The following is a 12,508-nucleotide window of genomic DNA, read 5'->3' as shown; positions in this document are numbered from 1 at the left end:
ATTAGTGCTGGCAGCATTGTCACCCACCCAATTTTCGACCCACCCAGTGAGAATCGTTACACAGGTGTCGATATCGGTGCCACCTTGTCCGTTAGATGCCCAGCAATTATGGCCGTTTGCAACTTTTGTGATAAGAGCCGATTCTGCCGGGTCATCTCGATCGATCAAGCTACTGGCATCAGCAAGTGCCAGGTTAACGTCGTCGAAGCGTGCGAATTTAGGGGACTGACCATCAGCACCGTGGCAAGCGCCGCAGCGGTTTTCAGTAACGATATTTTCCCAAAACTCGGTCTGAAACTTTAGCGCATCGTCAGTTTCTGGCGCAGGGCCTAGATACTCATCGGTACTGGTGTTTTGGTTAGTGTTAGGGTTGTCGGTATTTTCCTGGCCGCTGTCAGTACCGCAGGCGCTAAGTAGAATTAGGGCAAGGAGTGATAAACAAATGCTTTTTAAGGTATTAGTTGCTTTCATTGTCATATCCTCCTATTCGCCCATGCAGTAGGTGGCTGAATCTGCAAAGACTCTTTTGAGTTGATATCCACTGTTTTTGAATGATGTGACCATTGATGCAACTTCAGCTCGGTCAGCAGCGTCTGATGGTTCTCTTAGGCAGACATTCTGGAAAACTTTTTTCACTTGGCATTCGGCAAAGGCTTCGGAATGTGCAAGTTCTTGTGCCATGGATGCAGCGCCATTTCCAGAGCCGGGGAGGGTGGAATCCCATCCCAGTAACTGGTTTCTTCCTGAGCGCCAGTAATTTTCCCAGCTGTCATCTGGCGTGATATAGCCAAACTCAAAGTTGTTAGCGTTGATGTGATACTTTGCTTGTACGCGGCTGCCAGTGCTCGCATCGGTCATGCCTTCCTGGTTATAGACCATTTGGCCGTTTAAACCCTCTGGGTCATTCTCAACATTGTAATCATAGTTGTAGTAAGCAAACGCTTGGGTAAGAGGGTCCATGCCGTTATGACAACCTACACAGCTGTTTAAGAAGATTCTGCTGTCGCCACCAGGGCTACGCGAAACATCTTGCCTGACGCGGTCAGGTGGTAAGGAGGTGTCGTTAAGTTGCTCCATATCGTTGCATAAGTGGTTTAACACGGTAAAACGGAACAGTGCACGATTGGTACCGTCTTTCATGAATGCATGAGCGGATGCGCGCGTGGTCATGATACCGGCAGCGGCAGCGCTAGGGATGTTGTATTGTTCCGACTGAGTGCTGGCAATCAGATACTCTTTTAGGCTGTGTCCGCCATCTTCCAGAGCTTCATAATGCGCGTTGCTACTGATGCTCGGGTTTGGTAGCCCAAGTGAAGAATTTCCGACATAGAGCACGTCGCTATATAGAACTGACCGAAAGTCTGCGTCATCGCGTACTAAACCAATTACGGTTGCCATATAGTCATTGAAGGGCACAAAGCTGGACATGGCTTCATTTGTCCAGGGGGCTGCAAGGTTTTTTAGCGTAACGTCATAGAAAGCAGTGTGTTCCATTGCCGTATAGGCCGCATTGCTAGCTTCGCCCGCCAAAATATCCGCCGCCATAGAGTCGAGTACACTTGCAGTAGGGGGCACACCCGCTATTCTGTCATGTATACGTTTAGCTTGCTCTCGTTCCCCGGCCGTTAGAGTCGAGCTCACGAATAGTGTAGAGAGAAGTATAAGTGACAGAAATTTCATGCGCTGGTGCATAAGCTTAATTTTTCCGATCAATGTTTTTGTATATGCTGGCGTCATAGCTGCTTGCCAGAAACCGTCGTGCTTTATTTGTTTCAGTAGCTTAGGTAATACAGGAAATACATTCATAGCTTGTTCCCTCTTTGGATCGGAGCTTATTTAAATTAGACCCAAACGCTCTATGTTTGAAGTTTAATTGAAGATGATAGGCGCATTTTGTGTGGCAGTGCTCACCATTACATTGCGTAACTCAAATGCGCTGGAATGTACTTAGGAAGAAGACATACTGAGAGACATAATCCTTGTCTAAGTCCTTAACTGGGCTCGATTATGTCGAATAGGGAGAATATTGTGAAGCATGTCAGGTTAACATTTTTTTACGTTTCGGTTTTTCTGAATCGAGCCTTCAAAAGGCATTTTAGATTACCCAAGCCTTCAAATTCCGGCTTTTTGAGACAGGTATTGTTGAGCCTTGTTGCTATGATCAGTCTGCCTCTTATTGTTGCCTGTAGCTCTGATGGCACGGATCCTGTTGTAGTTGACTTACCTTTAGCTTATATAGAAAGACCTCTAGAAAATGATGAGGGCGAAGTTGAGCCAGATAATGCTGCTGAGCCGCAATCGTTTCGTCCTGGTGCTGTTTTATACCTAAAGCAAAAAGCATCACTTGATGCTCAAACGGTGGATATTTCTTCGGCAGCCTTTGCTGATGAATCGTTCTTAAACGACGACGGTGAGCTGCTCTACGATGTACGTGACCTCAGTACTTCTTATGATGGTAAGAAACTACTCTTCTCGATGCGTGCGCCAGAGATAGAGAATGCCGATGAAGAAGATCAGCCTACTTGGAATATCTGGGAATATAATATAGAGAGCAGCACGCTCCGCCGTATTTTTGATAGTACGCTGAATGTCAGGGCTGAAGATGGGCATGATATTTCACCCAGCTACCTTCCAGGTGATCGTATCTTATTTACTTCAACGCGCCAGACGCGTGCCAAGGCTGTTTTATTGAATGAAGGTAAGACGGGTTATCCTGCACTTGATGAAGAGCGAAATGTACACGCCTTTAACCTTCATATTATGGATGGTGATGGACAAAATATTCAGCAACTTACCTTTAACCAAAGCCACGATCTAGACCCTATCCTGTTGAATAACGGCAAAGTCCTGTTTTCTCGTTGGGACAACGCGGGGCAAACACGAAACAATGGTGTTAACTTATACGAGATTAACCCCGACGGTACAGGCTTGAATTACCTCTATGGCCGCCATTCCCATGATTCAGGTGAAGACGGTGACCAAGTTCAGTTCTTGAAACCTAAAGAGTTAGAAAACGGTAATATTGCGGTTTCATTGCGTACCTTCGAAAGCGCTACGTTTGCCGCACAACCTCTCGAGATTAATTTGGATGAATTCATTGATGCAGACCGTGCCATCGATGGCAGTGACGCAATTGAAGGGCAGGCTCAAGTCGCGATTATTGACGGGGTCACCTCAAGTGATGAACAAACGATAAACGGTCAGTATGGCGCTTTTGTACCGCTTTATGATGGCTCAAACCGTTACTTGGTGAGCTGGAGCTTATGTCGTGTTGCCCTGATCGATATCGATGCTGAAACAGATGGTGATCAACAAGGCCAGCCAGAATATTGTACCGAAGAGAAACTCGCTTCAGATACCTATGAAGCCGCGACACCTCTCTATGGTTTATATGTCTATGATGCGAGCGATAAGACCTTAAAAGTGGTTGCCTTACCGAGTGAAGGTAATCGCTACGATCAGGTGATGTTGGTTACAAGTCGGCCAGAACCGGAAGACTACGTTCCAGTAGAGTTGGAAAACTTTGGTAATGGTTTAGGAGCGATTCATATTCGCAGTGTCTATGACTTTGATGGTGAAGATACGTCTCCTGCCGGTTTAGCGGCGCTTGCTAATCCTGAGGTGACAGAGCCTTCTGAGCGTCCTCAACGTTTTCTAAGAATCGAGAAGGCTGTTTCAATACCTGATGAAAACGTACGTGATTTTGATAACTCCGCTTTTGGTAGAAGTCGAGCGCAATCTATGCGGGAAATCCTGGGTTATGTTCCTATTGAACCAGATGGATCTGTAATGGTGACCGTACCAGCCAATGTTGCTTTTGCACTTAGCGTATTAAATGAAAAAGGGCAGCGTACTAGTGAGCGTCATCAAAACTGGCTGCAAGTCGCTCCAGGGGAATTAATAGAATGTAACGGTTGCCACACGGGTGCAAGCGAAGTCCCGCATGGGCGTAATGGCGCTGGGCCTGAACCGGTCAATACGGGGGCAGAGACTGTTGGTCTTCCTTTTCCGGGAACGTCTCCTGCCGGGCCTGATGAAGATACACCCTTTGGTGTGCTAATGGGGGAAACCATGGCGCAGGCCTATACCGAAAATTATGGTATTCGAAATCTAAGCCCTGATATTACTTATACTGATGAGTGGGTCGTTCCTGCCGATACAGACAATGATATTAGCTATGCTTATGAAGATTTAACGACACCAATGCCAATTAAGGAAACTTGTGAAGGGACTTGGGGACTAGGGTGTCGAATAGTGGTGAACTATGAAACACATATTCATTCTCTATGGTCGGTGCCGAGATCACGTATCGTCGATGAACTTGAAGAAGACCGTACCTGTACATCCTGTCATAGTAATGTAGACAGTGAAGGGGAAACTCAAGTTCCGGTTGAGCAGTTGGATTTGAGTAATGGTCCTTCAACTGACGATCCAGATCACTATAAGTCTTATCGTGAGCTATTATTTAATGATAATGAAGTTGAACTGGTTGAAGGCATTTTAATTGACCGCTTAGTCGATAGCGATCAGCCAGTGTTGGATGACGAAGGTGAGCCGCTTCGTGATGAATTCGAAAACATTATTTACGTCCAGGAAACTGTACCAGTGGGGCCAACTATGAATACAGCAGGTGCTTTGAGAAGTGGGGAATTTTTAGACTTGTTTGAAGCAGGTGGTTCTCATGAAGGTGATCTCACTTTATCCGAGCTTAAGTTGATTTCTGAATGGTTGGACCTTGGGGCGCAATACTTTAACGACCCTTTTGCGGCACCAATTAACTAGTATTGATTACATAGAGATTTTCCTCGTGTGTAGAGAAGAGTTGAACGTTGCATGATTAAAAAAGGATATTTATGTCAGGCTTAACACGCTGCCAGTATTCTTGCTTGGTGGTCTTCATTTTGTCGCTGTTCTCATGGCCTGTTTTAGCCAGTGAGGCCGAAACTCGTGAAGACCATGCCGGGTCTACCGTATTTGCGCCTCAGCTTAAAGTGGTACTTCCTTTTGTGGAATGGCGCACAGGCCCCGCGCAAGGTTTCCCTGTATTCCATATCAGCGAAAAAGGGGAGTGGCTAGAAGTTTCAACTCGAAAGACGGAGTGGTTAAAAGTTCGTGATCGCAAAGGTAATGAAGGTTGGTTGAATATTGCTGATGTATTGCAGATGGAAGACGCTAATGGCGAAACTGTGAAGATCACAGAACCAGTCTTTGATGACTTCAATACACGTCGCTGGGAAGCAGGTTTGATGAGTGGTCAGTTTGACAAAGCAGCCCTTAATTCGGCTTATCTGGGCTATTGGATGACCAACAACATATCTCTTGAATTATGGGGGAGTCAGGTGCTGGGTGATTCGGCTGAGATAAAAGTCGCAAGCGTGAACTTGCTTCATCAGCCATTTCCTTCCTGGAAGTTCTCACCGTTTTTTACTTTAGGGGCGGGCATGGTATTTATCAGCCCCAAGGCGACCTTATCTGAAGAAGCAAAGCGGGACGAAGAATCTATTCATGCCGGTATAGGGGCACGATATTACTTGAGCGACCGTTATTTTGTTCGTATGGAAGTGAAGGACTATAAAATTTTTACTAACCGTGAAAGCAACGAAGAAGCGACAGAATGGAAAATTGGATTAAGCGTGTTCTTTTGAAGAAGCGCAAACAATGTATTTGGTTGATGGTTTTAACCCTGTCAGCGGTGGTGGGGAATGCTTGTGCTGAGCAACATAGCCCATTAATAGAGCCTGATGTAAAGCCGGTAGTGCTTGATGAGGCAATGATCGACTCAGAGAATTTTGAGCTCGGCGTATTTACCGGCGTGATGAACATTGAAGATTTCGAGTCTGCATTGGTTTACGGCACTCGTCTGGCGTTTCATTTAAGTGGAAACCTGATGTTTGAAACGCATATCGGGATGAGTGAAGCAGGGCAAAGCAGCTTTGAGACCCTTGGTGCTGTAGAGGTGTTATCGAGTGATGACCGTGATTACCTTTACTATAACTTTGGGGTGGCATTTAAGCTTCCTGGCGAAAGCTATTTTGGCCGAGATTATGCCTTTAACAATAACGTTTACGTATCTGCAGCTGTTGGTGCAACAGACTTTGCCGGAGAAACCCGTTTAACGGGGGTAGTCGGATTGGGGTACCAATTACTACTGACTGATTTTGTCTCTTTACACTTTACAGCGAAAGAGCACTTTTACGAAATAGATGTCGTAGGGCCTGAGAAAATCAGTTTTAACTCAGAGCTGGGAATGGGTGTGTCCCTGTTCTTCTAAGCATGCTTGGAAGGGTTTAAAAAATGAAAGTATTTACTGAAAAGAATTGAGGGAATCAAGATGCGAATGACCATAGCCAAGTCTCTAGTGACAGCCGCTTTGTTGAGTTTATCTGGCCTATCGAGTGCTGAGCAACTGAGTGGCGCGGCACCCGACTTTACGCTCAAAAGTAATCAAGGCAGCAATATCCGGCTTGAAGAGTTAAAAGGAGAAGTCGTGATGCTGAACTTCTGGGCTTCATGGTGTGGGCCATGTCGTCAGGAAATGCCCTTGATGAATGATATTTTTGCCAAATATGAAGACTTGGGTTTTACCATTTTAGCGGTCAATGTGGATGAAGATTCAGCTGATGCAGATCGCTTTTTGAAAGCTCTGCCGGTTGATTTTCCTGTGGTCTATGACTCGACAAGCAAGGTAAGTGAGATGTACGAGGTGGATGCGATGCCGACAACTGTGATGATTGATCGCGATGGCAACAAGCGCTTTTTACATCGCGGATATAAGCCCGGCTATGAAGAAGAGTACGCAAACCAGGTTAAACAGTTGATCAGAGAATAGTTCACGGGTTCCTAATATGAACAGTATTAAACCAGTCCTATGCGTCATTATCTGTTTGCTGTCTTTTGGTGGCTTGCAGGCTTGCGGTGAAATTAAGCCGTGGGTAAAACCCTATGAGCGAAGTAATTTGGCCGACCCTATTATGAGCTTAGATCGACATGGGGCAGCGGGTGCATACATTCACCATGTATACCAGGCAAGGGAGTCTGCTCGCGGAGCAGAGGGCGGCGCAGGAGGTGGCTGTGGCTGTAATTAAAATGAAAGCCAAGGTGCCTTTTTTTAAAGCCTTTTTTCAATTGTTAATTATTGTCAATTCCCTGGTGATCAGTGCAGTAGGCAATGCTGCAACGCTTCCTCCTGATACGGTTGACGCCTTGTATCATGGTTACGAAGGCGGTGGTATGGATATTAATGGCCCCTTTGTTCTGGTAAGAAAAAGTGCCGGTACGAATTTTTCCCTGAATGGACATTACTATGTTGATTCAGTGTCGTCGGCGTCTATTGATGTGCGCGCCACTGCTAGTGCTTATGAAGAAGAGCGAACTGAGTACAGTGCCGGGGTAGATTTTCTTCATGAGAAAACGATAGTGAGCGCGGGCTATACCAACAGTGAAGAAAATGACTTCTCAGCCGACACAGTGTTTGTTTCTGTTTCACAAGATTTCTTTGGTGATTTAACTAACTTGAGCTTGGGTTATTCCAGAGGATGGGATGAAGTTGGAATGATTCAGAGTGACTTTTCTGAAGATGTTGACAGGCAGAACTACAAACTGGGGCTATCTCAAGTCATCACGAAAAATATGCTCTTTGGCGTGGACGTCGATATTATTACTGACGAAGGTTATTTGAATAACCCCTATCGCGTATACCGCTATCAGAGTGGTTCATCTTTCGAGACAGCTACTGAAAAATACCCGCAAACACGAACCAGTACAGCTGTTGCACTTCGTTCTCTTTACTACTTGCCGTATCGAGCATCGATTAAAGCAGAGTATCGTTATTTCACTGACAGCTGGGGGATAGAAGCGGATACCTTCGAACTTCAATATATTCACCCGGTTGGTCCTTCTTGGGTCTTTGAGGGCCGATATCGTTATTACCAGCAAACCAGTGCAGACTTTTATAGTGACCTTTTCCCCTTTCAGGACTCACAAGACTTTATGGGGCGTGATAAGGAATTGAGTACCTTTAGTGATTATACGATTGGTTTAGGAGCAAGTTATATTTTTGGTAAAGGTGCCATCCCACATGTAGATAGGCTAAAGCTAACGGCTTTGGTTGATTACTTAGAATTTTCCTATGACAACTTCAGAGATGTGACCAAACCTTCTACTGTTGCAGGAAACGAACCTTTGTATGGTTTCGATGCGTGGGTCACGCGTATATCGGTCACGATGGAATATTAGAGAGAATTGGGGAAGAGTTAGATGAATAATAAAGCGACCAGAAAAGCATTGAAAAGCATACTCTTGTTTGCTGTATGCCTAGTTTCAGTGAGTAGCTTTGGTGAGGAGTCAGCGACCGAGCCGGGTGCGGTTATCGAAAAACAGTCTGCGCCTGTGGCGGACAAGCCTGTTGCCTTGAGTGTGGCGCAGCTGAAGAAAAAGGTCATCAAGCTGAATCGAGACCTGTTTATTCTGGAAGAAGATTTGCTGTTTCCGGCAAATACCCAGTTTGTTGTTTATCTGAGTCTGGATACGGGTAAATTCTTCAAGCCTGACAGCGTGACCTTAAAGCTGAATGATGAAATTGTTGCTAGCCATTTGTATACGCAGCGTCAAGTCACAGCATTACGAAAGGGCGGTATGCAGCGTTTGCATATGGGTAACTTGAAGAGTGGCGAGCACGAGCTAACGGCCGTTGTAAGCGGGCTCGGGCCTGATAAGCGCGAGTACAAAAAAGCTGCCACCATGCTATTTGAAAAGGCAAGTGATATTGCTTCGCTAGAGATTCAGATAAGCGACCAAAGTGAAAACTATCAACCTCATGTTGAAATCGTTGAGTGGAACTAGCGTGCTAAAAACTTATCTTCCTGAGCAAACTCAGCGCTTTGTGAAAGCACTGATTACCTTGTGTATTCTCTGCGTGAGTCTGTGGACGGGTGTTGCTCAGTCTTCAGAAGCAAAGCTGGTTGATGAGTACCCGGTATATCAACGTGCTCAAGACTTAAATTACGGTCAGGTACTGTTCCAGTACCATCAAGGAAATTTCTTTGAAGCTTTGAGCGCGCTAAATGTTGCCAAGCTCCGTTCCGGAATCCAGGGGCATGGCCAGCATCCGGAATTAGTGGAGGGGGGGCTGATGCTCTCTTACGGAATGGTCGAAGAGGCCAAACTAGTATTTGAGACGCTTCTAACCAAGCAAATTTCATTGAGCGATCGTAACCAGGCTTGGTACTACTTAGGTAAGGTCTTCTACCTTACCGCCGATGATAAGCGCTCTTCAGAAAGTTTTGACAAAGTACAGATGCAGCTTTTGCGAAAGGAAAAGCCTCATTTGTTCCATGAAATGCTCTATATGAAAGGACTATTGATCGGACGGGATCATAGTATCAAACAAGAAAATAAACCCCTTATGCTTGCAAGCTTGATTAGCCAGATTCCTCCTGGCAACTTATGGCGACAGTACCTTCAGTATAATGCCGCCGTTGGTGGATTAGCGGCAGCGTCTAATACGAACTATGAAGTGGTTCGAAGTGTTGCTTTGCGAGATTTGAAGCGCTTGGCAGCTGGTTTGCTTAATCAAATAGATGAACTCTATAGTCAGTCGAATGATGTTGGTGCTGGGGAGCGTATTAACTTACGAGAACAGTGTTTGCTAAGCCTTGGGCAGCTATACCTTCAGCAGGGAGACAATCAATCCGCTTTAGGTGTCTTACGCGAAATCAGAAAAGATAGTCTGTTATCTGACCAGGCACTTTTCGCTTATTCAGTTGCTGCGACTAACCTTGGTCAGCACGGCTTGGCGCTCGAAGCTTTAACGTTGTTGAAAGAGCGCCCACAATTTACGCCCTGGTTACAGCAAGTGCCTTATGCTTTGTCCTATCTGTACGAGCAAATGGGTGAAACAAAGCTTGCACTCCAAAGCTACCGAGTGGCTGTTGAGCATTATGAATCTTTACAAGAGCGTTTTGGCAGACAAGCACAAGAGGTCGATGAGTCGCGTTTGATTGCCGCCTTGAACCTTTCACGCCCCTTAGGTGATGCGAAGTTAGTGAATGATGCCTATGGCATGCTAAATGTTCAGCCTAATGACTATAGCTTTGCACACCTTCTGGCAACGGATGCGTTTCAGCGCCAGGTAAGTGAGCTGCATGAGCTGTATAAGTTAGAAGAATCTTTATCTCAATGGGCTAGCCAGCTGGACTCATTCGACACCATGATGGCAACGCGTATTGCGCTTCGTGAAGACAAAATACAGCAAACAAAGCAAGCGATGGAGAACCAGGACGCTGCACACTGGGAAGATGAGCAGGACAGGTTTGCTGCGGCGATTAATCATGCCAGCGAGACTGAAGACTTGCGATTCTTTATGAATGAGGAGCAGATTAAATATGCCAAGAAAATTGAGCAAGCCGAGTCATCGTTAGCACTTATTCCACATGATCATCGCAAGCGTAGCCGTTACGAACGGCGCTTGAATCGAGTTAAAGCCTATTACGATTGGTGGTTGAGTGAGTCCTTTAGTGACAATCGTTGGCAGGCGGTCAAACAACTTCGTGCACTCGATCGTGAAATGGCAGAATTTAATGAATATCAAGCTAAGTTACGTTCAAAACTGGAGTCTGATGGTGGCAATGAAGCGCTAGCAAAGAGAGTTTCTGAAGGAAGAGAGCAGCTAGCGCTAATTAGAACGGAGTTAGACCAGAGTCTTGCGCAAGCAAGAAATAAACTTGTTGCTTTGGCCAAACAGGATTACGAAAAGCAAATCGCTGAAGCGGGTGTTTATTTGAAGGCTTCGCGAGAGTCATTAGCCCGAATTTCAGACCAGGTTTATCATTCGGATTCTGCAGAGAAAACCAGCATGACGACAGAGGAGGCTAGCTTGTGAGTTTACTTAGAACAGCATGCTTGCTTACCTTGTTATTTGCTTTGTCAGGCTGCCAGCTATTTGACTCCAGAACCTATCCCTTATATGGGCCTGAAAGTATTGCTTCACTTCAGCCTGCTGTCTTGATGATTGATAGAGAGGCATCTTTAAGTCTTGAAATTTCAGAAGTTATCGAGAATTACACTCGTCTGCTACCTATGCTGAAAGACCCTGAAACGCAAATGAAGGTTCTGCATCGCTTAGCCGATCTTAAGCTTCAGAAAGGTGAATTATTAATGGCAGAGCAGGCTGTTGATGAGCTGGATATCGCTATCACTGCTTATTTAGGTCTGCTTGAAAAGTATCCAGACAGAGAAGATAACGATCACGTCTTATATCAATTGGCAAAGACCTATGAGTTGAAAGGTTTGCGTGATCAACACCTGAAGATACTGACACGAATTGCCGAGCAATACCCGGGCTCAAACTATTATGCCGAAGTACAATTTAGACGCGGAGAGATCCTGTTCACTGACGAACTGTATAGGCTGGCCGAGCAGGCATTTTCTGCCGTGATTCTGACTGAAGCGCCTAAAGAGGAAAGCCCCTTTTTGGCTAACGCCCACTACATGCAAGGCTGGAGTTTGTTCAAACAGGCAAAATACTCTTTAGCGCTGGTAAGCTACAGCCGCGTGTTAGATTTATTGTTAAGTCAGGACTCGGCTGATCAAGATAAAGCCTCGGCCTTGGTTGCGAATCAGCATCAAACTCTGGTCGAAGACTTAATGCGCGTTATGAGTTTGTCGTTTTCTTATTTGGGTGGGGCAGAAAGCTTGGGGGCTCTGTTTGCAGAAACGGGCCAGCGACATTATGAGCATGTTGTTTACTCCAGCTATGCAGACTTCCTGTTGAATAAAGAGCAGTTTAGTGACGCGGTGTTAGTTTATAAGAACTATATTGCCAGGCAGCCACTGAGTTTGTGGTCGCCAAAATATCAAATGCAGATCATCACTGTGCTGGTTCACGCAGGCTTTAAGAAAGATATCTACCCCGAGAAAGTGCGATTTGTTGAGACTTATGGCTTAGGCAGTGAATTTTGGCAAACGCATGCTCCGAAGCCAGAGCCTGAAGGTGCTACCGACTCGCTGGGCTATACAAAAGAACAGCTGGAGCCACTGTTAAAAGAGTTAGCTGATCGCCATTACGTTAAAGCCGGCCAGTTACGCAAGGCTGCTAAGAAACGTTCTGCCAGCAAGCAAAAAACGCTCGATGAATATACGCTTTCTGCTCGATATAACCGTGCCTTTACCGAGACCTTTCCCAATCATTCAGACTTGCCAGAGCGCCTAGTATTATTGGCTGAGAGCGAGACACAACTGTCACATTTTCCAGAAGCGATCTCGGCTTTCGAAAGAGCTGGTTATGAGTTCTCAGAATTTTCTGGTCGTAGTGATGCGGCTTACGCTTCCGTGCTGCTCTATGATGATTACTTAAAGAGCATCAAAGCCTTGCCAAAAGATAAGCTGCCAACAGAGCAAGAGGCAAGGCAAGCTCTTCTGGAAAGCTTAAGTATTAAGCGGGAGCAGGCTCAAATGCGTTTTGTTGATATTCACAAGCAAGACAATAGAGCGGTTCCGGTTTTGTACCTCG

The 12,508-nt window shown here is 45.7% G+C and carries 10 protein-coding genes and 1 pseudogene; 9 read left to right on the top strand and 2 right to left on the bottom strand.

The window, feature by feature from the left end; genetic code table 11:
* A pseudogene (locus tag A3756_RS08085) lies at window positions 1–471 on the bottom strand (hypothetical protein); the annotation flags it as partial.
* Between the two features lie 12 nt (window positions 472–483).
* On the bottom strand, window positions 484–1,806 hold the full coding sequence (locus A3756_RS08080) for a hypothetical protein (protein WP_231872338.1): 1,323 nt from the start codon (window positions 1,804–1,806) through the stop codon (window positions 484–486).
* Between the two features lie 336 nt (window positions 1,807–2,142).
* Between A3756_RS08080 and A3756_RS08075 the strand changes: the two genes are divergently transcribed.
* The 9 genes from A3756_RS08075 to A3756_RS08035 form a co-directional block, all read left to right on the top strand.
* Entirely contained in the window at window positions 2,143–4,782 is a 2,640-nt protein-coding gene (locus A3756_RS08075; protein WP_197481250.1) for a hypothetical protein, read from the top strand.
* A gap of 71 nt (window positions 4,783–4,853) precedes the next feature.
* Window positions 4,854–5,645, top strand: a complete 792-nt coding sequence (locus tag A3756_RS08070) for an SH3 domain-containing protein (RefSeq protein WP_068511553.1) — start codon at window positions 4,854–4,856, stop codon at window positions 5,643–5,645.
* On the top strand, window positions 5,615–6,271 hold the full coding sequence (locus A3756_RS08065) for an outer membrane beta-barrel domain-containing protein (protein WP_068553288.1): 657 nt from the start codon (window positions 5,615–5,617) through the stop codon (window positions 6,269–6,271). Before A3756_RS08070 ends, A3756_RS08065 begins: the two co-directional genes overlap by 31 nt.
* A gap of 60 nt (window positions 6,272–6,331) precedes the next feature.
* Window positions 6,332–6,829, top strand: coding sequence for a TlpA disulfide reductase family protein (locus A3756_RS08060; protein WP_068553285.1), 498 nt, complete (start codon window positions 6,332–6,334; stop codon window positions 6,827–6,829).
* Window positions 6,830–6,845: 16 nt separating this feature from the next.
* Window positions 6,846–7,085 carry a DUF4266 domain-containing protein gene (locus A3756_RS08055; RefSeq protein WP_068553283.1) on the top strand — a complete coding sequence of 80 codons (240 nt, stop codon included), beginning with the start codon at window positions 6,846–6,848 and terminating at the stop codon, window positions 7,083–7,085.
* Window positions 7,072–8,235 (top strand): DUF3570 domain-containing protein, encoded by a 1,164-nt coding sequence (locus tag A3756_RS08050; protein WP_231875510.1) that lies wholly within the window; start codon window positions 7,072–7,074, stop codon window positions 8,233–8,235. The genes A3756_RS08055 and A3756_RS08050 overlap by 14 nt, the downstream gene beginning before the upstream one ends.
* Window positions 8,236–8,256: 21 nt before the next feature.
* Window positions 8,257–8,841: an AraC family transcriptional regulator gene (locus A3756_RS08045; protein ID WP_068553281.1), complete on the top strand. Its 585-nt coding sequence runs from the start codon at window positions 8,257–8,259 to the stop codon at window positions 8,839–8,841.
* Entirely contained in the window at window positions 8,798–10,879 is a 2,082-nt protein-coding gene (locus tag A3756_RS08040) for a tetratricopeptide repeat protein (protein WP_156490364.1), read from the top strand. Before A3756_RS08045 ends, A3756_RS08040 begins: the two co-directional genes overlap by 44 nt.
* A partial coding sequence (locus A3756_RS08035; RefSeq protein ID WP_156490363.1) for a tetratricopeptide repeat protein occupies window positions 10,876–12,508 on the top strand: 1,633 nt, incomplete at its 3' end. The genes A3756_RS08040 and A3756_RS08035, both read left to right, overlap by 4 nt.

The sequence above is a fragment of the Oleiphilus sp. HI0086 genome (assembly GCF_001635225.1).
This window is presented reverse-complemented; position numbering and strand designations above follow the sequence as displayed.